This is a genomic window from Actinomycetes bacterium, assembly GCA_024222295.1.
GTDB lineage: Bacteria > Actinomycetota > Acidimicrobiia > Acidimicrobiales > Microtrichaceae > JAAEPF01.
Genome location: JAAEPF010000023.1, coordinates 154,169 through 176,307 on the forward strand (window position 1 = coordinate 154,169; position 22,139 = coordinate 176,307).

Below are 22,139 nucleotides of genomic sequence, written 5' to 3' on the forward strand. Positions count from 1 at the left end.
CACAGGGGCCAGCTACCTTCCGTGCCGGATGTTGTATGTGCACACTGCTGGGGAGCTGGGGGTGTTGGCCGACAAGCTGGCCGATGTCCTGTCGGTCGCGCCCAAGGACCCGATGGCCCGGGAGTTCGTCGCGGTTCCCTCAGCTGGCATGCGCACCTGGCTGTCGCTCGAGTTGGCGAAACGCCTGGGGGCCGGCATCGGCGACGACGGGGAGGCGCTGGCCGACGGGGTCAGCGCCAACATCGACTTCGCGTTCCCGGGCACTCTGCGGCTCCGGGTGCTGGAGGCCGATGGCAGCGTCGCGCGCGACTCGGATCCGTGGGATCTCACGCGGTTGCCATGGTCGATCCTCGAAGTGGCCGATTCGCCGGCCGGTAACCCAGCACCAGCCGGGTTGCCTCCAGCACTGCTCGAGTCACCGGTAGGTGGCTCCAGGTACGGAGCCGCGCGAGCTGTTGCCGACCTGTTCGACCGCTACCACCTGCACCGCCCGGCGATGGTTCAGGCATGGGCCGCCGGGCACAACCACGACGGGATCGGCAAGCCGCTCCCTGATCGCCACGTCTGGCAGCCCGAGCTGTGGCGGGCCGTGCGCGACCTGGTCGACGTCCCCAGCCCTCCCGAGCGGATGGACACCGTATTGCCACGGCTGCGCAATGGCGAACTCGACGTCGACCTGCCCGATCGGGTGTGTGTGTTCGGCATGTCCTTGCTCCCCGGCGGGCCGGGATTCATCGACCTGGCCAACGCGTTGGGCCATCTCCGAGAGGTTCACCTGTTCGTGGTCGAGCCGTCACCCGTGCTGGCCGGTCGCTTCGAGGCGGTGGCCGCCGACTCGCACACGGCAGCCACCACAGCGAACACCACCGGCCACCGGCTGCGGTCCGAGGTCGACCCCGCTGCGCTGAAGCACCCCTTGCTGCGTTCATGGGGTCGCCTGCACTACGAGACGGCTTCGGTGCTGGCAGATGCCCGCTCAGATGGCCGGATACCCACCGGGGAGGATGCCGAGCCTGCGGCCCAGTCGTCGGAGCAGAGTCTGCTCGGTCTGTTGCAGTCCCAGATCCGCGCCGATGGGGCGTCGGTCGGCGACCTCGAAGCGGCGCACCCGGCGCTCGAGATGCCTGATGGCCGGCCACGGTCGATCGAGTTCCATGCCTGCTACGGCGATGCCCGCCAGGTCGAGGTGATGCGCGACACCGTCCTTCGCCTGCTGGATGACGACCCGGGCATGCAGGAGGACGACGTCCTGGTGGTCTGCCCCGACCTCGAACGGTTCGCGCCACTGATCGAAGCCACGCTGGGTCCATCAGCTTCAACCGGTGAGCTGGTGGCCGAGGCCGGTGACCTCCCGGCGCTGCGGTACCGGCTGGCCGACCGCTCCCTCGGTTCATCAGTCGCGCTGGTGGGCGCGTTCCAGGCATTGCTGGAGTTGGTGACGGGCCGCTTCGACGCACCCGCAGTGCTCGACTTCCTCGCGCTCGACCCGGTTCGGCAGCGCTTCGGTTTCGACGACGACGCCCTCGCGACCATCACGCAATGGGTGCTCGACGTCAACATTCGTTGGGGACTCGACCCTGGATCGCGAGAGGCCGACGGAGTGCCGGCCACGATCACAACGAACACCTGGCAGGCCGGGATGGACCGGCTGCTGCTCGGCGCCGCGGTCAACGACCCGTCCCAGGCCGGCAGCGGAGATGCCATCCTCACCGACACGGTCGGTGACGTGATCCCGCACGGGGTCGAAGGCTCCGACGTGCGTGTTGCGGGCAGGCTCAGCGATGCACTCTGGCGGCTCGGCCACCTGGCCACGGAGGTCGCGGTCGACCGGCCCGTGTCCGAGTGGGTCGAGCTTTTCAGAGGCGTCGTGGCCGACGTGTTCTCTGTCAGCCGCGAGCAGGGGTGGCAACTCGACCGTCTGTCGCGGTCGTTGGGAGCCATGGTCGACTCGTCGGTGCGCGACCGTGGCGCTGGAGAATCGCCGGCCGGTACGTCGTTGGGCTTCGCGGACTTCCGCGGCCTTGTGGATGACCATCTGGCTGACATCGAGGGGCGTCCGTCATTCATGCGCGGGGGTGTCACGATCAGCTCGCTCACGCCGCTGCGCTGGGTGCCGCACAAGGTGATCGTGATGGTCGGCATGGATGCCGAGTTGCTCGGCTCGGGCACGGCTGACGGTGATGACCTTGCTGCCGTGGAGCCGTTGGTCGGCGACCGCGACCGGCGCGGCGAGCTGCGCCAATCGATGCTCGAGACCGTGCTGTCGGCCGGCGAGCAGCTCGTGGTGATCCGCAACGGCCATGACGTGCGAACCAACCAGATGGTGCCCATGCCGGTCGCGGTGGCCGAGCTGCGCGACGCAGTGTTGGCGATGGTCGCCCCCAACGACCGTGACGGCGTGGCGAAGGCCCTCGAGGTGGCCCATCCGCGCCAACCGTTCGACGAGGCCTACTTCGGCGGCGCCACTGGTCATGGGGGCGAGCCATCCCCGCCGGCAAGGTCGTTCGACCCTGCTGCCTTGCGGGGCGCGCAGGCGAGGCGCGGCCGGGCCGACCAGCTCGCAGCGTTCCTCGATGAGCCACTCGATCCGCTGGAGCTCGCCGAGGTGAGCCTTGCCGACCTGCTGCGCTTCCTGCGCTGCCCGGTACAGCACTTCGTCGAACGGCGACTCGATGTGCGGTTTCCCCGCGAGGCGGACTCACCGGCAGGGATCCTCGCAGCCAACCTCGAACCGCTCAAGGTCTACTCGCTCGGCGATGACCTTCTGACGCTGCTCTGCACCGCAGCGGGTGTCGACGACGCGGTGCAGGTCTGGAACCAGCTCAATGCGAGGACCGGGGCTGTGCCCGCAGCACGGATCGGCGCTCACGAACAGCGCAGGATCGAGCTCCAGGTGCGCGACCTCCATGCTCAGTGCGAAGACGCAGGGGTTTCGTTCATCGACCCGGGGTCAACGGTGGCCATCGATGTGGCCGCCGGCGACGGCACCCGCGTTGTCGGGTCGGTGCAGACCCGTCTCGACACGTCTGGTGGCGCAGCCGACGGGCCGGCACTGGTGCGTTTCGTCAAGCGCCGACCCGAGCACGGCCTGGCTGTCTGGCTCGAACTCGCAGCTCTCACCCTTATGCATCCCGAGCGGCCGTGGCGTGGTGTCGTGGGCACCCGTGCCTCGAGTGGCCAACGCAGCGTCGATGGACTGAGGATCGGCAAGGTTCAGGTGACAGGCCACGCACTCACATCCGCCGACCCGGCCTCCGCAGCCCAGATGGCGCTCGACACCGTGGTCGACCTCTACCGGCGGGGCATGTGTGAGCCGTTACCGCTCCTGCGCAAGCTGTCCGAGCAGGTGTTCGCCAACCCCGACAGTCGACTCGAGTGGCCAGACGAGCATGCCAACGAGGCCGAGATGCTGGTCTACGGCGGGCACTCGGCATCCGGCCTGCGGCAGCTCGACGTGCTCGACCGGGACCCTGCGGGAAGCGCCACGGATCGTCTGGGTCTCTACGCCGAGTACCTGTTCGGCACCCTCGCGGCGACCACCGCGGACCCTGTCGGGTCCAGCAGGTCGGGGGCCGGATCATGAGCCCGATCGACACCTCCGAACCACTGCCGTTCAGCCCGTCGGAGCCACTGCCTTCGGGCGTGTTCGCCGTCGAGGCGAGTGCGGGCACCGGCAAGACCTACACCCTGGCCGGGTTGGCCACCCGCTACCTCGCGGAAGGCACGATCACGGCTTCGGAGTTGCTGATGGTCACCTTCACCCGGGCAGCCACCGGCGAGCTCCGTAGCCGGGTTCGCGAGCGTGTGTCGGAGGCCGCAGAGCACCTCGGGCAGGTCCTGGCAGCACGCGGCGTCGACACGTCAGACCCGTTCCTGGCGTGGATCGCATCGCCGGAGGCACCCGGAGGCACACTCCAGCAGAGGCTGAAACGTCTCGAGGTCGCCCTGTCAGAGTTCGATTCCGCCACGATCACCACAATCCACGGTTTCGCAGCCCAGGTGCTGGGAGCTCTTGGTGTGTCGAGCGGAAGCTCGCTCGAGCTCCGCTTCGCCGAGGATGGCGACGAGTTGCTGCTCGAGGCGTGCAGCGACGTGCTCGTCGCAGCTGCCGCCGATCCTGCCGTGACCGCCGATCTTCCCACCTGGCTGACCTTCACGAAGAAGGTCCGCGCCGTTCTGGGGTCGCCCGATGTGGTGGTGACGCCCGCCGCTGGTGACACCGATGCACCTGGCAAGGCGGTACTTCTCGCACAACTGGTGCGCGACACGCTTGCGCTGATCCGCGACCGGCGTCGACGCCGCGGCACCCAGAGCTTCGACGACCTGCTGGTGCGGTTGCGTGACGCACTCGCCGACCCTGTGCGCGGCCAGGTTGCAGCCAGCATGCTCAGGAGCCGGTTCGGTGTGGCGCTCATCGACGAGTTCCAGGACACCGACCCCGTCCAGTGGGAGATCTTCCACACCCTGTTCGCGCCTTCCGCCACGGTCGGCGGCTCAGCGGGTGACGACGCCGAGGTGGCGGCCCTGGTCCTTGTGGGCGATCCGAAGCAGGCCATCTACTCCTTTCGCGGGGCCGACGTGACCACCTACGTCGCAGCCGTCAACCACACCGATGGCATCGACAAGCGAACGCTCGAGACCAACTGGCGGTCCGACGGACCCGTGCTGGACGCAACCGCCACCCTGTTCGACGGGATCACCTTTGGCGACGGCATCCACTTCGGCCCTGTGGGAGTAGCCGCGGGCAACGAGCTCCAGCAGCTTCGCCGCAGCGATGTCGGCGACGAACCCATGACAGCGGTCGAGGTTCGCTGCCTCACCTCCCCGTCCGTGCGGACCAGCAAGGGGGCGATCAGCTCACCGGTCGCGAAGGACGCAATCAACGCCGACCTGGTGGCCCACACGATCGGCATGCTCGACCGGTGCGTCCTGCCTGATGACCGACCCGGCGCGTCGCGGGGCGCGACCCGGCCGCTGCGGCCGAAGGACATCGCAGTGCTGGTGCGGTCCAACGATTCCGCACAGGCGGTGCAGTCCGCCCTGCTGGCGGCCGGGGTGCCGGCGGTGCTGGCGCGAGGTGCGAGCGTGGTGCAGAGCCCTGCGGCAGAGCAGCTCACATGGCTGCTGGAGGCTCTGGTGAGGCCGTCCGACCAGCGCCGTGCCCGTACGTTCGCGGTGTCGTGGTTCGGCGGCAGGTCACCCGAGTGGGTGGCCGGTGCGACCGAAGGCGACATCGGACAACTCCAGGACCGTCTCGTCGGATGGTCTGCGCTTCTCGCCACCCGCGGGGTCGTCGAGTTCATGCGGACCGTCTGGGCTGAATCGGGTGTGGTCGAGTGCGTGCTGGCGATGCCCGACGGCGACCGCAGCGCGACCGATCTCGAGCATCTGGGCGAGCTGTTGCGCACCGCAGTCGGTGACGCGCCCATGAGCCCCGCCGGGCTGCTCGCAGCACTCGCCGGGCTGCAGGAGGGTGTGAAGACCCAGGCCGACACCGACCGGGACACCGATGTCACTTCGCGGCGAGTCGAATCCGACGCCGAGGCAGTGCAGATCATGACGGTCTGGGTTTCCAAGGGCCTCGAGTTCCCTGTCGTGCTGTGTCCCAACCTGTGGTCCGCACCCAACCCCGACCTCGACTACCACGATCCCGCGACCGGCCTGCGCACAGTCGATGTGGAAGCCCCGGGGGCGGCAGAGAAGCGGCTGGCAGCCGAAGTCGCCATAGCCAGGAGGGAACACGCGGATGAGGCGATGCGGCTGCTCTACGTGGCGCTGACCCGCGCCAGACACCACACGTCGATCTGGTGGGTCAACTCCGCCAGTGCCGACAAGTCGGCGCTGGCCAAGGTGTTGTTCGCCCGCGAGTCCGGCGGCGCCCTGTCCGCAGACCTTCTCGCCGAACACTCGATCAAGGAGCACCTACCGGCCCACGAGGACACAGTCGGGCGACTCGCTCCGCTCGCGGCGCTATCCGATGGCGCGATCGCGGTACGCGACATCGGCGACCCGACGGCGCTTGCCGACGTGCGATGGACTGATCCGACAGCGGGTGTGGAGCAACCAGCGCTCGATGTCGCCGTGTTCGGGCGCCGTGGTGCCACAGCGCTTCAGCGGTCACGGTCGCGTTGGTCCTTCACCGGAATCGTGAGCCGGGACATCACCCACGGCGACCCGTGGGACCTCACGATCGACGACGAGGGCGCGGATGATGAACAGCGCCCGCCGGATGTCGGCCTCGGCGACGACGCGGCCGCCGGAGATGCGGCCGACCCGTTGGCCGCGCAGCCGGGCGGCGCGCAAGACGACGCGCCCGCGGACGGAGGGCCGGCTGTGTCCCCGCTGGCATGGCTGCCCGCAGGCGCCGCCTTCGGAACGCTCGCCCACGACGTGCTGGAGATCGTCGACTTCACTGCGGGCGATCTCTCGTCCGAGGTTCGCGCAGCAGTCGTTGCCCAGCAGCAGTGGCGGTCTCTCAGCCTGCGTCCTGTCGGCGACCAGCGGGCCTTCGGTGACCCGGCAGCCGAGCAGGCGGGCACCGACCTGCTCGTCGACGGTCTGGAGGCCGTGATCGAGACCCCGCTCGGGCCCCTGTTCGACACGGGTACCGGATCACCCCTGCGGATGCGTGACATCGCCCCGGGCGACCGGCTCGACGAGATGGCGTTCGAGCTCAACCTCGCAGGCTTCCACGGTCACGATCGGGTACGCGTGGCACCGACCGACGCCGCCATCGGGCGCCTGCTGCTCGACCACCTGGCAGCCGGGGATCCGTTCAGGCCCTGGGCAGCGCACCTCGCCGACGGAGTGTTCCGCGTCAACCTCGAAGGCCACCTCACGGGCTCGATAGACGCCGTCATCCGTTTGGCGGGCGCGGGCGACCAGCCCGACCGGTTCGTGGTCGTGGACTACAAGACCAACCGGCTGCACGACCATGGCGCCGAGCCCGTTGCCGGCGACTACGGCGCCGCGTCGATGCAGCGTTCGATGATGGAGCACCACTACCCGCTCCAGGCCCTGCTCTACAGCGTTGCCTTGCACCGCTACCTGCGCTGGCGGCTGCCCGACTACGACCCAGCTGCGAATCTCGGTGGCACCGCCTACTTCTTCCTTCGCGGAATGGCCGGTGCGGGCGTCACCACCGACGGTGCAGCACCCGAGGGTGTCTGCTCGTGGAACCCGCCTGAATCGCTCGTGCCCGAGTTGAGCGACCTCCTCGACAGTCGCCATCCGATCCTCGACGCGGGGGTCGGGCGATGAGCGCGCCAACAGCGTTGGCGGGCCGGCGCCAAAGGGATGTTCCCGACTCAGTGGCGTTCCTGGTGCCCTTCGTCGAGGCCGGCGTGTTCAGCGAGGCAGAGGTACACCTCGCAGCCGCGGTGGCCCGCCTCGTTGCCGACACCCCGCCGGACGTGCTGCTGGCGGTGGCGGTTGCTGCGCGCGGCCCGCGTCTCGGCCACATCTGTGTGGTGCTCGACGACGTGGCAGCCACGGTGCTGCCCGAACGACAGGCCGCGGTCGCAGCCGGCAGCACCGGATCCACCGACGAAATCGAGGAGCTTCCATGGCCCGACAGTGCAGCCTGGGCAGCCGCGCTCGAGTCATGGCCAGCTGTGGTCGCCAGCCCGGCCACCGCGGCCGACCTTCCGCTGAAGCCACTCGTGTGGGACGGCACGAGGCTCTATCTCCAGCGGTACTGGAACTACGAGGGGTCAGTGGCTGAGTCCCTGGTGGCGCGTGCGTCCAGTGCTGGAGGACTGTTCGGAAACGTTGACGCCGCGGCGCTGGAGCAGGTGCTGGATGCGCACTTGGGTGCGCCCGCAGCAGACGGTGAGCCCAACCTCCAGCGGTCGGCAGCAGCGGTGGCGCTTCGCTCGCCGCTGTCGGTGATAGCGGGGGGTCCGGGCACCGGCAAGACCACAACGGTCGCGAAGCTCCTGCTCGCCGCTGCCGACCTGGCGATGTCCCAGGGGTTACCCGTTCCCTCCGTCGCACTCGCAGCCCCCACGGGCAAGGCCGCCGCCCGCATGACCGAGGCCGTCACCAAGGCGCTGGGCGATCGCGACTCGCCCAGTGGTCCTGCGACCACGATTCATCGACTGCTGCGGGCGATCCCGGGAGTCGGGTTCAGAGCCAACGAGTCCGAGCCGATCGAGGCCGACCTGGTCGTGGTCGACGAGACCTCGATGGTCGATCTGTCGCTGATGGCCCACCTTCTTGCCGCGGTCAGGCCGGGTGCGTCCCTCGTGCTGGTGGGTGATCCCAACCAGCTCGCCAGCGTCGAGGCTGGCACGGTGTTGGGCGACATCGTGGCGGCGGCGACAGACCCTGCATCCCCACTGGCCGCCAACCTCACGGTGCTCACGCGCGTGCACCGCTACGAGGAGGCTTCCGCGATCGCCTCGCTGGCGGAAGCGATTCGCCAGGGCGACGAGGAGGCGGCCGTGACCACGCTGTCGCCGACGATCACCGATCCGCCGGTGCGTGGAGTCGGCGGCGATGAGACCGAGACCGACACGGAAGGTGAGATGGAGTGGGTCGGCCGCGTGGAACCGACCGACGCGGATTCTCTCGGGCAGATCACCGACGAGCTCGCCGGAGCCGGCGCATCGCTGGTCACCAGCGCGCGAGGCGGCGATGCAGCGGCAGCCGTCGCGGCGGCTGCAAGTGTGAAGCTGCTGGCAGCGACCCGTCGCGGCGAACTCGGGCTCTACAGCTGGACCGACCGCATCGAGGCCGCGGTGGCGGAGGCCGTCGAGGGCGATGCGACCACGCTTCGCCGCGGCGAGCGCTGGTACGTGGGCAAGCCGGTGATGGTCACTGCCAACGATCCGGTCGTCGGGGTGGCCAACGGCGACGTGGGCGTGGTGGTTGACGACCACGGCGAGCGGATGGTGGCGTTGGCCGAGGGCGACGACATGCGCATGGTGCTCTCCGCCAGGTTGGGATCCACCGAGCCGTGGTGGGCGATGACGGTCCACAAGAGCCAGGGATCGGAGTTTGCCGACGTCGTGGTGTCACTTCCCGATCACGACTCGCCGATCCTCACCCGCGAGCTGCTCTACACGGCGGTCACGAGGGCGAAGCGCTCGGTCACGGTCGTGGCCACCGAGGAGCGGATCCGCCAGGCGGTAGGCCGTCCGGTTGCACGTGCCTCCGGTCTGGTCGGCCGACTCTCCGGCTCCTGAGACGCTCCGGCAGAGCGGTCCGCTCAGTCGTCGGTGTAGGTCGTGAGGGCGTGGCGGTACCAGGCCCGCTCGAAGGCTTCCGGGTCGGGCACGTTGCCGGCACTCATTGCGCCACGGGCCTGGCGGATCGACTCGTAGCCGTGGTTCGTGAGGCGGCGGGCCAGGCCGTCGCGGATCACCGAGGCAAACCCGGGGCCGTGGCGGAGCAGCGCCGACGTGCTCATCGCCACGTCGGCTCCCACGAGCACGGCCTTGGCGGCAGCGTCGCCGTCGTGGACCCCGCCGCTCAGCGCTATCGAGCAATCGACCTGGTCGCGCAGCAATGCGGTCCAGCGCATCGGCAGGAGTATCTCCGCCGGCGAGGACAGGTTCACGTCGTCGACCACCGACAGGTTGTCGAGGTCGATGTCGGGCTGCACGAACCGGTTGAACAGCACGAGCCCCGATGCCCCCGCCTCCACCAGCAGCCCGGCCAGGTTGGCCAGCGCCGACCACCATGGCGACAACTTCACCGCCACCGGCACTTCCACTGCGGCGCATACCTGGCTGACGAGGTCGATGAGTCGGCGTTCCACCTCGTCGGGCGTCACGGTCGGGTCTGCTGCCACGAGGTAGGGGTTGACTTCGATCGCGGCTGCGCCGCTGTCGCCCATCATCGCTGCGTACTCGGTCCAGCCGCCCGGCGTGATGCCGTTGAGCGATCCGATCACCGGGATGGCCAGAGCCTCCACCGCGGCCTCGAGGTGGCGCAGGTAGGGGGTGGGGCCGGTGCGGTACTCGTCCATCTCGGGGATGTAGGTGGCTGCCTCCACGAACGCGTCAGCACCCTGGTGCAGCAGGTTCTGGAGCGTCTGGGCGTCCTGTTCGACTTCTTCCTCGTAGAGGCTGGGCAGCACGACGGCTCCCGCGCCCGCGGCTTCGAGGTCGCGTAGCGAGTCCATGTCGCGACCCAGCGGCGATGACGACGCCACGACTGGTGATGCCAGCTCGAGGCCCAGGTAGTCGGTGTGCAGGTCGAAGTCGGCGTCGGATCGGGGGCCGGGCGATGGCGTGGGGTTCATGGCGTCACCTCGTCGTCCGCCCAGCGTTCCATCTCACCGATCTGCTCATAGAGGTTCCATCGCTCGTCGATGTCGTGCTGGGCCAGGGCAAAGAGGCGCTCGGCTGCGGTTGGGTTGGTGCGTTGCAGCAGGGAGAACCGGGTCTGCGACATTGCGAACTCGGAGAAGGGCACGCTGGGTGCCTTCGAGTCGAGCCGAAGGGGGTGGTCGCCGCGGTGCGCATGGCGAGGGTCGAAGCGCCACAACGGCCAGTAGCCGGACTTCACGGCCAGCTTCTGGTACTCGGCACCGCGGCCCATGTCGATGCCATGCGCGATGCAGTGGCTGTAGGCGAGCACAAGTGATGGCCCTTCATACGCCTGTGCCTCCTGGATGGCGCGCACCGACTGGAGGTCGTTGGAGCCGAGCGCGATCTGCGCCACGTAGACGTTGCCGTAGCCGGCGGCGAGCATGCCGAGGTCCTTCTTGCGTTGCTCCTTGCCCCCGGAGGCGAACTTGGCCACCGCCGAGCGGAACGTCGCCTTGGAGGCCTGACCCCCGGTGTTCGAATAGCCCTCTGTGTCCATCACCAGCACGTTCACGTTGTGCCCCGAGGCGAGCACGTGGTCGAGTCCGCCGAAGCCGATGTCGTACGCCCAGCCGTCGCCACCCACGATCCACACCGCAGTGTCCACCAGATCGTCGGCCAGGGTGCGCAGTGTGGCGGCGCCGGGTTCGCCGGAGTCGCGCAGGGCCGCCTGAAGCGCAGCGACCCGCTCGCGTTGGGCGCCGCGTCCGGCGTCATCGGACTGGTCGGCGTGGAGCAGGCCGGTCGCGAGGTCGTCACCGATGACGGAGCCGAGCTCGCCGACCAGACGCCGGGCCGTGGCTGTCCGCTGGTCGAGTGCCAGGCGGATGCCGAGGCCGAACTCTGCGTTGTCCTCGAACAGCGAGTTGGACCATGCCGGGCCGCGGCCGTTGCTGTTCTTCGCCCATGGCGTGGTGGGCAGGTTGCCGCCGTAGATCGACGAGCAGCCGGTCGCATTGGCCACCACCATGTGGTCGCCGGCCACCTGGGTGAGCAGCTTCAGGTAGGGCGTTTCGCCGCAGCCCGAACAGGCGCCGGAGAACTCGAACAGCGGCTCGCGCAGCTGGATGCCCCGTGTGGTGAGCGGATCGGCTTCAGCCGGTGGCGTGTCGGGCAGGGCCTCGAAGAAGCCGGTGGCTTCGCGCTGGGCGCCAGCGGCATCGGCCCACTCGACCATGTTGAGCGCCTTCACCTTCAGCTTCTCGCGGGAACGAGCAGGGCAGACCTCCACGCACAGTCCGCAGCCCGTGCAGTCGTCGGGGTAGACCTGCACGGTGAGCTTGTGGCCGTCGAAGAACTTGGCGTCCTTGGCCAGAAACGAGGCGGGCGCGCCAGCGAGGGACTCGGGCTTGTATGCCTTGGTGCGCACTGCCGCATGCGGGCAGATCACAGCGCACTTGCCGCAGTCGATGCAGAGGTCCGGTTCCCACACGGGTACCTCGGCGGCGATGGCGCGCTTTTCGTACTTCGTGGTGCCGAGCGGGTAGGTGCCGTCGGGTGGGAACGCGCTCACGGGCAGCTTGTCGCCATGGCCTGCCATCAATTCGGCCGTCACACGCTGGATGAAGTCGGGGGCGTCCGGGCCGACCAGAGCCGACCTTGCCTGGCCGGGCTCGACTTCGTCCTCGGCAGGCACGTTCATGGGTTCCAGGTATCCGAGCGCCGCGTCGACGGCTGCGTAGTTGGGGCGCAGCACCGACTCGCCGAGTTTTCCGTAGTCGCGCTCGATTGCGGCCTTGATGGCTGCGGCTGCCTCCTGCTGGTCACTGCCGGTGGACGACACCAGGCCGGCCAGTTCCACGAAGCACGTGAGCATGACGGTGGACACGATCCCGCCGAGACCGGCTTCACGGCTCACCTTCGCCGCGTCGATCACGTGCACGGCGAGCTCGCGGTCTCGGATCTGCGCCTGTACCTCGGAGGGCAGGTGGGCCCAGGTCCACTCGGCACCATGGGGGCTGTTGATGACGACCGTGGCGCCCGGAGCGGCGAGTTCGAGCACGTCGAGGCGGTCAAGCAGTGAGAACTGGTGGATGCCCACGTAGTGGGCGCCGCGGATCAGCCATGGCGCGTCGAGACGGCGGTCCGCGAAACGCAGGTGCGACACGGTCACGGCGCCCGACTTCTTGGAGTCGTAGACGAAGTAGCCCTGGGCATGCTCGCCGCGGGTTTCGGACACGATCTTGCAGGCGTTCTTCGCGGCGCCGACAGTGCCGTCTGACCCGAGTCCCACCAGCACTGCGCGCCGCACGTCCGTGCTCTCCTCGAAGCGGTCGGGGTCGTAGTCGAGCGAGAGCCTTGTGACGTCGTCGGTGATGCCCACGGTGAAGGGACCCGAGGTGTTGTCGTTCGCCAGCGAGTCGAACACCGACGCCGCCATGGCGGCGGTGAACTCCTTGGATCCCAGCCCGTAGCGGCCGCCGATGATCCGTGGCAGCGGGCCGCGCAGACGGCCGTCCTGTGCTGCTGTGGCGAGCGCCATGGTCGTGTCGACCAGCAGGGGCTCGCCCGCTGCGCCGGGCTCCTTGCACCGGTCGAGTACACCGACGGCCTTCACCGAGGCGGGCAGTACATCGGCCAGTGCGTCGATGGGGAACGGGCGGAACAGGCGGACGTGGATGACTCCGCACCGGCGGCCTTCGGCGTTGAGAGCGTCGGCTGCCTTGCGTGCCGCCCACACTCCTGAACCCGACACGACCACGACCTCTGCCGGTTCGTCGTGGCCGTGGTACTCCACGATTCCGTAACGGCGGCCGGTGAGTTCGCCGAACTCCTGCAGTACCTCGGAAACCGTTGCGGCGGTTGCGTCGTGGAATGGGTTGGAGGCCTCGCGTGACTGGAAGAACGCGTCGGGGTTCTGGGCGGTACCGCGCAGCACCGGATCGGCCGCGGATAGCGAGCGCGACCTGTGCTCGTCGACCAGGTCGCCGGGCACGAGTGCCCCAAGCACCGAGTCGTCGAGCACCTCCACACCGGCGAGTTCGTGGCTGGTGCGGAAGCCATCGATCGCGTGGATGAACGGAACGCGGGACCGCAGCGTGGCCGCGTGGGCCACGAGCGCCATGTCCTGTGCCTCCTGCACGGAGGCAGCGTGCAGGATCGCCCAGCCGGTGCCCCGTGTGGCCATCACGTCGCCGTGGTCACCGAAGATCGACAGCGCGTGTGTGGCGATCGCGCGGGCAGCCACATGGATCACCGCCGGGGTGAGTTCGCCGGCGACCTTGTACATGTTGGGCAGCATCAGCAGCAGGCCCTGGCTGGCGGTGAACGTGGTGGCCAGCGCCCCGCCCTGAAGTGCCCCGTGCAGCGTGCCGGCGGCTCCGCCCTCGCTCTGCATCTCGATCACCTTGGGAACGTCACCCCACAGGTTGGTGGTGCCGCGCGAGCTGAGTGTGTCGGCCAGCTCTCCCATCGGCGATGCGGGCGTGATCGGGTAGATGGCCACGACCTCGCTGAGCCGGTGGGCGACGCGGCCGGCGGCTTCGTTGCCGTCCATGATCACCAGAGGCGCCATCTCAGAGTCCCTTCGGCCGTTGCTGGATGTCAGCGGTGACAGTCTGCCAAGGGCAACAGGCTCGTTGACCCCACAAAGGCGGGTTTTTCGTTCCCAGGGTTCTACGAGCGTCAGGCCTGGCCGGACTGGGTGCGCACGACCTCGATCAGGTCACCGATCGTGAAGTTGACGTCGGCCAGATGGGTGCCCCACTCGGGTGTGAGACGGCCGCCCAGTTCCTGGGGCAGCCCGGGTGCGGTGGACGGTGTCACCTGGAGCCAATCGAAGTCCTCGTTGGACACGCATTCGCCCTCGAGCAACTCGGTGTAATGGACCCATGGCGTGCCGACCGCCGGTGAGTCGGGGGCGTGACCGGCTTCGAAGTAGCTGGAGAGGTTGGCTGCCCCGCCCGACAGTGCAGCCGGGTTGTTGCACAGAGCCCGGCCACCGCCGTCGCGGGGCCGGCCGAAGAAGCTGTTGTCCGGCGGCGGCTCGGCTTCGTAGAAGGTGGCGTAGGAGATCACACAGTTGGTCTCGTTGGGTGAGCTGCAGCCGGCGACGTTCTCGAAGCTGTCGTTGTCACCACCGTCCACGGTCACCGAGGAGCCGATCAGAAGTGCGGAGAGCATCTGGTCGCGTAGCTCGTCGTTGCCATCGATCTCCTCGGAGATCAGGCGGTTGAGGTGCCCGGCACCCTGGGAGTGGCCCATCAGCACGAAGGGGCGGCCCTCGTTCTTCGTGGCCAGGTAGTGCATGAAGGAATCGCGCACATCGCCGTAGGCGATGTTGCGCGGGTTGGCGGGATCGTCGGCCGGCAGCGTGGTTGCCGTGCCGGACTCCCGCGCCTCGATGCCGGAGAACATCGCAGTGAGAGGTGTCTGGCGGTAGACGGGTGCGTACACGTTGCAGACTTCGGCGAAGCGAGCCGCCTGGTTCTGTGTGATGCCGATCTCGGACTCGCCCGGGTCGAGGTCCGAGTTGGCGCCGGGGTCGGTGGAGATCGTCGGGTAGTAGTAGATGCAGTCGATCGGCGGGTCGGTTGCCGGCTCGAACGGCTCGACGCTCTGGGTGCCGTCGGGTGCGATCAGTGTGGAGTCGAGGTCGATGTCGCAGCTATCCCCGTCTTTGTCGGGGTGACACAGCCATACGGAGAGGTCCGAGTAGGTGGCGCTCACTGCCGGTTCGGTGAATGCGGTATCAGTTGAGGAATCCGACTCGCCGGACTCTTCGTCGCTTTGCTCGGCGGTGTCGGTCGAGTCGGCGTCCGAGGTGGCGGCCGTGGTCGAGGAGGAAGAACTGTCGTTGCTGTCGTTGGAGCATGCGGCGCCGATGAGTGCCAGCGCGGCCAAGAGTGAGCCGATGGCTCGGAGGAGGGTGCGGTTCATGGCCCGCAGTATTGCCCAATGCTGGGCGGTGGTGCCCAGCAGGTTCCGTCGCACACCGACCGTATCGGTAGCCTCGGCACGGAATGGTAGGACAGCTCACCGCAACGCAGTACGTCGAGGGAGTCACCTCGGCCGACCCGGCGGTGCTCGCAAAGGCGATCACGCTGGTCGAGTCGAGTCATCCCGAGCACCGTCACCTGGCACAGCGCGTGCTCACCGAACTGCTGCCCCGCTCGGGTGGCGCCCACCGCGTCGGGATCACTGGGGTACCAGGCGTCGGCAAGTCGACCTTCATCGACCAGCTGGGGGTGAATCTCACCGGTTCGGGCAAGCGGGTGGCGGTGCTGGCCGTGGACCCCACGAGTTCGCGTACCGGCGGCTCGATCCTCGGCGACAAGACCCGGATGGAGCGACTGGCAACCGATCCCGACGCGTTCATCCGCCCATCTCCCGCGGGGGACTCGCTCGGCGGGGTGGCCGGTGCGACCCGCGAGACGATCGTGTTGTGCGAGGCAGCCGGCTTCGATGTGGTGCTGGTGGAAACGGTGGGTGTCGGCCAGTCCGAAACCGTCGTGGCCGACATGGTCGACTTCTTCTGCGTGCTCATGTTGGCGGGCGCTGGCGACGACCTGCAGGGCATCAAGAAGGGCGTGCTCGAGCTGGCCGACCTGATCGCCGTCAACAAGGCCGACGGCGACAACGCACAGCGTGCAGAGCGCGCGGCGGCCGATTACCGGCTCGCGCTACACATGATGACGCCGGCCACACCGACGTGGACCCCTCCGGTGCTCACATGCTCCGGGCTCGACGACCTGGGCCTGGACGAGCTCTGGGCACAGGTGGAGCTGCACCGGCGCAAGCTCACCGAGACCGGCGAGCTCGAGGACAAGCGGCGCGGCCAGCAGGTGCGGTGGATGTGGTCGATGCTCCGCGACAGGTTGCAGGCCGACCTGAGCGACACGGCGGAAGTCACTGCGGAACTCGAGCGGATGGAACGCGAAGTGCGCGCTGGTCGCTCCACCCCGACCACTGCTGCGGAGGCGGTGTGGAACTTGTACCTACGGGTGCGCCAGGGCTGACCCTGGGGTAGGCGCCGGCCCCCTCCGGGCCGGCCCGGGAACAATCGCCCTGCGCGTTCCACTTGCGGGCGCTGAGCCGTGGGTGTTCCCTTTTGTGATGGCTGGGCGACACGTGAGGGACACGTTGCTTGCTGCGCTTGCGGGCGTATTGCTGGGCACCGGCGTCTACTGGGTGACTGCGCCCGATCTGGCGGCGGGTCAACAGCAGCAGGTGTCGCCCCTCGCGCCGACCGAGATGCAGGACTTGTTGTCCCGATCGGTGTTGCGCGCCGATGTGCGGGCCTGCGGGGTCCACCGCCAGGGAACCGTGACGGTGCTCGACCGCGACGGCAGCCCGAGCGGCTTCACGAACGCGCATGTCGTGCGGGGTGCGGCCACAGCGCAGGTGAGCGGTGGCCGCATGGGCGTTGCCGATGGCCTGGTGTCGAGCTACCTGGCTGACCGTGATGCCGCGGCGGTCGATCTGACGGGACTGTCCCCGTCGGCGGGCAGTGGGCTCGTGGCCGGGCCGCTTCCGTCCGTCGGCGATCCCGTGGTGTTGGCCGGCTTCCCCCGGGGCAGCTGGACCGTTTCGGACGGCAACGTCGCCGCCATCGAGGCGCGCAGCGGGTGGGGTTCGGTGAGCGATGTGCTGCTCGTCGACGTTCCGGTGCAGCAGGGCATCTCGGGCGGTGTCGTGGTCGATGTGGAAGGTCGCGCGGTCGGACTCATCGTTGCCCGGGACCCGGGCACCGGTTGGGCGGTGGCGTATCCGATCGGTGACGTGCTCGATCGCCCAGAAGGTCCTCGGGCATCCTGCTGAACGGGTCCGGTTCGAGTTCTGGGCGCACACGTCCACCGCGCGTGGGAAAATTGTGCCTACAGCTACCTGCGGAGGCCCCATGGCACACGAGCGACTCACGGCCACCGATGCCGCGTTCCTCTACATCGAGACTCCTCACGAACCCCAGCACGTCGGCTCGCTGACCATCCTCGAGGGTGAGCCGTTGCGGGACGCATCCGGCCGGATCCGCATGGAGGAGCTCAGGGGGGCGGTCTCCGATCGCCTTCATCGCGTGCCGCGCATGCGCCAGCGGATCCGCATGGTGCCCTTCAGGCAGGGCCGGCCGGTGTGGGTCGACGACGACCGGTTCGACCTCGACTACCACATGCGCCTCACTGCCCTGCCGCGGCCGGGAACGCGCGAACAGTTGCTCGACCTGATGGGCAGGCTGCAGTCTCAGCCACTCGACCGCACGCGCCCCCTGTGGGAGTTCTGGTTGGTCGACGGACTCGAGGATGGCACCGTCGCGCAGATCAGCAAGATCCACCACTGCGTCGGCGACGGTATCGCCACCGTCGATCTTGCGATGGCACTGGTCGACTTCGAACCGGACCCCGAGCCGCCGCCGGCGGCCCCCACCTGGGTGCCCAATGAACCTCCGTCGGATCGCGAGCTGCTGGTCGAGGCGGTGGCCGAGCAGATCACCCGGCCGGCGACTCTGATACGCAACCTCACAACTGCGGTTCGCAACCCGCGGGCGTTCGCAAGCATGCTGGGTGACGTGGCGTCGACGGCGCTCACCTTCCAGGACCGGCCCCGCCCGGCCCCTTGGAACACCGAGGTCAGCTCGCACCGCCGCTGGGTGGATGCCACCGCGTCGATCGAGCAGGTTGGCCGTATCCGCAGGGCGGCTCCTGTGAAGGTCACGCTCAACGACGTGGTGCTGACAGCGTGCACAACGGCTCTGCGGTCGTTCATGGCCGATCGCGGCGAGGATCTCGACCATGACCGCGCGCTCAAGGCGATGGTGCCCGTTTCGCGGCGGCCCGACGAAGAGCGCGGTGAGCTCGGCAACTCGGTGTCGTTGATCGTGGTCGATCTGCCCGTGCACGAATCCGACCCCGTGCTCTGCCTCGAGGCGATCAGCTCGCAGACCGATGCACTGAAGGACTCGGGGATGGCCGATGGCGCCGAGCGCATCGTGGAGGCTGCGGGCGAGTTCTCACTCGTGGCACCAGAGCTGGCCCGTGTCGTGAGCCGGCAGATCCCGATGAACCTGGTGATCACCAATGTGCCCGGGCCGCCGGTGCCGCTCTGGATGTTCGGTGCGAAGGTGCTCGAGACCTACCCGTATGTGGAGGTGATCGACGGCGAGGGTCTCACCATCGGCGTCGTCTCCTACGAAGGCGTGCTGCACTTCGGGCTCACCGCCGACCGCGATGGCATGGCAGACCTGCCGAAGCTGGCGGACAGCATCTCGCGGGCCTTCGGCGATCTCGAGAGTGCGCTCGGCTGACCGCGGACCACCCACGGCATTCAGGCCCGGATCTCTTCGGGTGGCTCGTACGGACGGGTCCACGCCTGCCACGCGATGACGCCGAGGGTCACGAGAGTGAGTGGGATCACGAAGACGCCCATCACGATCGCGAAGGGGTCCCGCAGGCCACTGCCCGTCTGGTCGAGCACCAGGAACACGATGTAGGCGACGTAGTAGGCGAGGAAGAATGCGCCTTCGGTGCGCGTGATCGAGAACCCCTTGAAGAAGACGGGCAGGCAGGCCGCAGCCACCGCGACCATGATCGGCATGTCGAGTTGCAGGGCTTCGTCGCTCACGGGCAGTCCGTCAGGTGCCACGAGGGCGGTCACTCCCAGCACGCTCAGCAGATTGAACAGGTTGGAGCCGACAGCGTTTCCGACGGCGATGTCGCGCTCGCCCTTCGCAGCCGCGACGAGCGAGGTGGCCAGTTCCGGCGCGCTGGTACCGATCGCCACCACGGTGAGGCCGACCACGAGGTCTGACACACCCAGGTCGACTGCGATCTCGCGCGCCGAGTTGACCAGCCAGGTCGAGCCCAGCACGAGCGCTCCGACTCCCCCGAGCACGAAGAGGATGTCGACCCAGAGCGGTTCACCCCCCGACTCGCCGTACTCGTCCTCGTACTCAGCAACTACTGCAGCCGACGCCGTCCGGGCGCTGCGCACCGTCCACGTCACATAGGCGACAATCGCCAGGAACAACAGCCCGCCCTCGATCCTGCCGATCGAACCGTTGAGTGACATCAGCAGCACCGCGAACGAGGCGGCGATCATCAGAGGTACGTCGATCCGGACGATCTTTGCGGCCACGATCAGTCCGCCTCCTAGCGCGGCTGATGCGCCGAGCACCAACAGCACGTTGGCGATGTTGGAGCCGATCACGTTTCCGACAGCGAGCCCGGTCTGCCCCTTAAACGCGGAGCTGACCGACACCGCCAGCTCGGGTGCGCTGGTGCCGAACGCCACCACTGTGAGACCCACGACAATCGGAGACAGCCCGAAGCGCACCGCGACCCGGCCGGCTCCCCGCACGAGGAACTCCGCCCCGCCGATCAGCACGACGAAGCCCAGGATGAGCAGCACCCAGGTCATGGCTCATCACCCTGCCACGCTCGATGCCGGTCCACCCAGACCTCGAATGGCGTCGGAGCCTGCTCAGCAGGTGGCCGCGGCACCCGGCACGGTGATCGTGTCGCGCAAGCTTCCTTCGACGTAGAGGTCGAAGCGGTACTCGGTCGCCACGCATGAACGCGGAGTCTGGAAGGAAGCGCCGTCGCCGGATGTGGGCGGGCCGATGTAGTAGATCTCCTCGGGCTGCACCCAGCCGGCATCGCCGCCCGGGTTCTCGTACCCGGCGATCACGATCGTGTCCTGCTCATCGAGCCCTTCGAGCTGCACGTTGACCGAGGTGATGCCCTCGTCGTACGAGGCCGTCGCGCTGGCGATGCGGGCATCCGGCGAAGCGTCGGTGCCGGCGCGGTCGGAACGGTTCGCAGTGAGGGCAGCGACAAGGTCGCTGGTGAACTCCGCCGCCAGATCAGCTTGATCGGGCGTGGTTGCCGCAACGTGCTCGAGCAGGGTGATGTACTGCGCCGCCAGCGAGCGGCCGCGCTCGACTCCCACATCGCCGAAACGCGTCACGGCCTCCTCCAACCATTCTTCCGCCGCCTCGGCATCACCCTGCGCGACGGCCACGGCCGATCGCCACAGGTACAGCTCCGCGGCCAGCTCGTTGAGGGCGATGCCCTCCTCGATCCGCGTTGCCGCCTTGTCCCAGTCGGCTTCGCCGACCGCCGCGATCGAGGCTACGGCGAGCAACAGCGGGTCCTCATCGCCGCCGGCGGCCAGTGCAGCGGCGATGTCGGCCTCCACGGCATCGAATACTTCGGTCGAGGTGTCGGTGAACGCAAGCGTGGTGAGCAGGTCCGGGTTCGCAAGCGCCATCCGGGCGAGGGCGCGCGCCTGCAGGGCCTCGACGTAGTCCGGAGTGGCTTCGAGGGCCTCGTCGTACTCGTCGATGGCCTCCTGCGCGGCACCGGTGCCCAACAGGTACTGGCCCTTGGCTGTGGCGCTGATGGATTCGGCCGCGACCTCGGGGGTGGGCTTGTAGTAGATCTGCAGTGCCCAGCCGGCGCAGATGACGGCGAGGATGAGGCCCGGTACGGCAACGGGTGGCCGGAGCTTGCGGCCCAGCACGAGGGTGAAGCCCACCAGGAAGATCGCCACTGCCAGCACGGTCAGGACCGTCTCGTACTGGGACGCCTTCGCGTTCCAGCTCACGCGCTGCTCCACCGTGAGCTGTTGTTCGAGCGACAGCTCGTTGGCGCTGATCTCGAGCTCGGCCGCGACCGTGCCGTCGCCACCGAGAGCCTCTTCCAGGCTGTCCGCTGCTTGCTGTTGGCGTTGCGCCGCCCGGTCGGGGTCAGTGGCAACTCCGTATTCCTCGGTGACCGTTGCTGCGTCGCCGAACACCGGGCGGATCGTCAGCAGCTCCAGTTCCGCGTCGACCTGGTCGAGGCCGGTGTTGACGCCCTTTGACAGCACGTCAGCGGTCTGTGACTCCGAGGCCAGCCTCGTGGCCTGGCGGGCCGCGGTGGACTCGTTGGTTGCGGCGTTGGTGGCCAGCACCGCGATCCACGCCCCGAGTACCGCGAGGGTGGCCAGCGAGATGCCGATGCGTCGCTTGAATCGCCTCTCGGCCGGCGTGGCCTGTGGCTCCTGGTCGCCCGGCTGGTTCTGCTCGTCGTCGACCATCAGAACACCAGTGAGAACGTCGTGACCGACACGACGATGTAGATGACCGAACCGACGGCGAACATCGCCCGGCGGGTGACGATGCGGGGCGTCAGCTCCGCAACTGTGTAGGCGACCACGGCGAGCAGGAGCAGCAGGGCGGCCACGCGCAGCGACCGCACCTGCTTGCGTGTGGTGTCGGCCTGGGTGGCCCATCCGTCGGGGTCGAGCACTCCCGGTGAGGTGATCCCGGTGCTGACGGCGGCCTCGTTCTCGGTGAGGGCCTGGTCGAAGTCGAACGGCACCGGCTCGGTGGGGTCAGCGACGATCTGCGCGAGGAGTGTCTGGTCGCCGAACACGCCGACTGCCTGTGCCTCACCGGTGGCGGCGGTGCGTTCGTCGTCTGCTTGGTCCCGAAGGCGTGCAGCGACCTCGGCGAGACCTTGCTCCTCTGCCTCGGCCGCCAGGTCGTCGAGGGCGGCGGCCTCGGCGAAGTCGGCCACGTATGACACATACGCCACGGAGTCGTTGATGGTCGCGAGGCCTGCCTCGCTGACCTGCTGCTGCTGGGTGATCGTCTGGCCGACCGACTGGCGGTCCTCGAACGCTGCCGCTGACGCCAGCTGGCCGGCACGCCAGGTGACCACACCTGCGGTGATGGTGACGAGGCCGATCAGCAGTGGCACCAGCCACCCGGGGATCAGCCGTCGGTGTTCGTCGGGGGGTGTGTGTTCGTCTGGGGTGGGATCGTTGTCGTCGGGCATTGGCTCAGATGCTTGCGGGGTCCTGAGTCTGCCCCGAGCGGGTGTGGTACCACAACGACCCGGATGACCT

The 22,139-nt window shown here is 68.4% G+C and carries 12 protein-coding genes; 6 read left to right on the forward strand and 6 right to left on the reverse strand.

All coding sequences use genetic code 11. The annotated features are described in order from the left end of the window. Positions 1-28 precede the first annotated feature (28 nt). Genes GY812_06585 through recD form a run of 3 tightly spaced genes read left to right on the forward strand, consistent with a single transcriptional unit; the run spans position 29 to position 9,188 of the window. Positions 29-3,583, forward strand: coding sequence for an exodeoxyribonuclease V subunit gamma (locus GY812_06585; protein MCP4435153.1), 3,555 nt, complete (start codon positions 29-31; stop codon positions 3,581-3,583). Beyond that, entirely contained in the window at positions 3,580-7,260 is a 3,681-nt protein-coding gene (locus GY812_06590; protein MCP4435154.1) for a UvrD-helicase domain-containing protein, read from the forward strand. Before GY812_06585 ends, GY812_06590 begins: the two co-directional genes overlap by 4 nt. Then, positions 7,257-9,188 carry an exodeoxyribonuclease V subunit alpha gene (gene recD / locus GY812_06595; GenBank protein MCP4435155.1) on the forward strand — a complete coding sequence of 644 codons (1,932 nt, stop codon included), beginning with the start codon at positions 7,257-7,259 and terminating at the stop codon, positions 9,186-9,188. Before GY812_06590 ends, recD begins: the two co-directional genes overlap by 4 nt. A gap of 23 nt (positions 9,189-9,211) precedes the next feature. Here the strand turns inward: recD and GY812_06600 are convergent, their stop codons facing one another. The 3 genes from GY812_06600 to GY812_06610 all read right to left on the reverse strand — a co-directional run bounded on the left by GY812_06600 (position 9,212) and on the right by GY812_06610 (position 15,194). Next, positions 9,212-10,249, reverse strand: coding sequence for a dihydroorotate dehydrogenase-like protein (locus GY812_06600; GenBank protein MCP4435156.1), 1,038 nt, complete (start codon positions 10,247-10,249; stop codon positions 9,212-9,214). After that, positions 10,246-13,830: a pyruvate:ferredoxin (flavodoxin) oxidoreductase gene (gene nifJ, locus GY812_06605; protein MCP4435157.1), complete on the reverse strand. Its 3,585-nt coding sequence runs from the start codon at positions 13,828-13,830 to the stop codon at positions 10,246-10,248. Before nifJ ends, GY812_06600 begins: the two co-directional genes overlap by 4 nt. A 110-nt stretch (positions 13,831-13,940) precedes the next feature. Beyond that, positions 13,941-15,194, reverse strand: coding sequence for a DUF3089 domain-containing protein (locus tag GY812_06610; protein ID MCP4435158.1), 1,254 nt, complete (start codon positions 15,192-15,194; stop codon positions 13,941-13,943). A gap of 83 nt (positions 15,195-15,277) precedes the next feature. Between GY812_06610 and meaB the strand changes: the two genes are divergently transcribed. From meaB to GY812_06625, 3 genes are all read left to right on the forward strand, one after another. Beyond that, positions 15,278-16,273, forward strand: coding sequence for a methylmalonyl Co-A mutase-associated GTPase MeaB (gene meaB / locus GY812_06615; GenBank protein ID MCP4435159.1), 996 nt, complete (start codon positions 15,278-15,280; stop codon positions 16,271-16,273). A gap of 97 nt (positions 16,274-16,370) precedes the next feature. After that, positions 16,371-17,075: a trypsin-like peptidase domain-containing protein gene (locus tag GY812_06620; GenBank protein MCP4435160.1), complete on the forward strand. Its 705-nt coding sequence runs from the start codon at positions 16,371-16,373 to the stop codon at positions 17,073-17,075. Positions 17,076-17,154: 79 nt separating this feature from the next. After that, the gene (locus GY812_06625; GenBank protein ID MCP4435161.1) at positions 17,155-18,552 is read left to right on the forward strand and encodes a wax ester/triacylglycerol synthase family O-acyltransferase; all 1,398 of its coding nucleotides are present in this window, start codon (positions 17,155-17,157) and stop codon (positions 18,550-18,552) included. Positions 18,553-18,572: 20 nt separating this feature from the next. On the opposite strand, the gene GY812_06630 is transcribed toward GY812_06625, so the two are convergent. From GY812_06630 to GY812_06640, 3 genes are all read right to left on the reverse strand, one after another. Then, positions 18,573-19,664, reverse strand: a complete 1,092-nt coding sequence (locus tag GY812_06630) for a calcium/sodium antiporter (protein MCP4435162.1) — start codon at positions 19,662-19,664, stop codon at positions 18,573-18,575. A gap of 63 nt (positions 19,665-19,727) precedes the next feature. Next, positions 19,728-21,326 carry a hypothetical protein gene (locus GY812_06635; protein MCP4435163.1) on the reverse strand — a complete coding sequence of 533 codons (1,599 nt, stop codon included), beginning with the start codon at positions 21,324-21,326 and terminating at the stop codon, positions 19,728-19,730. Then, positions 21,326-22,069, reverse strand: a complete 744-nt coding sequence (locus tag GY812_06640; GenBank protein ID MCP4435164.1) for a hypothetical protein — start codon at positions 22,067-22,069, stop codon at positions 21,326-21,328. Before GY812_06640 ends, GY812_06635 begins: the two co-directional genes overlap by 1 nt. Positions 22,070-22,139 lie beyond the last annotated feature (70 nt).

Bases quoted from the DNA above. Each gene is read 5' to 3' on its own strand.
- GY812_06610 (MCP4435158.1), bottom strand. From the start codon at position 15,194: ATGAACCGCACCCTCCTCCGAGCCATCGGCTCACTCTTGGCCGCGCTG.
- GY812_06600 (MCP4435156.1), bottom strand. From the start codon at position 10,249: ATGAACCCCACGCCATCGCCCGGCCCCCGATCCGACGCCGACTTCGAC.
- meaB (MCP4435159.1), top strand. From the start codon at position 15,278: ATGGTAGGACAGCTCACCGCAACGCAGTACGTCGAGGGAGTCACCTCG.
- GY812_06620 (MCP4435160.1), top strand. From the start codon at position 16,371: ATGGCTGGGCGACACGTGAGGGACACGTTGCTTGCTGCGCTTGCGGGC.
- nifJ (MCP4435157.1), bottom strand. From the start codon at position 13,830: ATGGCGCCTCTGGTGATCATGGACGGCAACGAAGCCGCCGGCCGCGTC.
- GY812_06630 (MCP4435162.1), bottom strand. From the start codon at position 19,664: ATGACCTGGGTGCTGCTCATCCTGGGCTTCGTCGTGCTGATCGGCGGG.
- recD (MCP4435155.1), top strand. From the start codon at position 7,257: ATGAGCGCGCCAACAGCGTTGGCGGGCCGGCGCCAAAGGGATGTTCCC.
- GY812_06625 (MCP4435161.1), top strand. From the start codon at position 17,155: ATGGCACACGAGCGACTCACGGCCACCGATGCCGCGTTCCTCTACATC.
- GY812_06635 (MCP4435163.1), bottom strand. From the start codon at position 21,326: ATGGTCGACGACGAGCAGAACCAGCCGGGCGACCAGGAGCCACAGGCC.
- GY812_06590 (MCP4435154.1), top strand. From the start codon at position 3,580: ATGAGCCCGATCGACACCTCCGAACCACTGCCGTTCAGCCCGTCGGAG.
- GY812_06640 (MCP4435164.1), bottom strand. From the start codon at position 22,069: ATGCCCGACGACAACGATCCCACCCCAGACGAACACACACCCCCCGAC.
- GY812_06585 (MCP4435153.1), top strand. From the start codon at position 29: ATGTTGTATGTGCACACTGCTGGGGAGCTGGGGGTGTTGGCCGACAAG.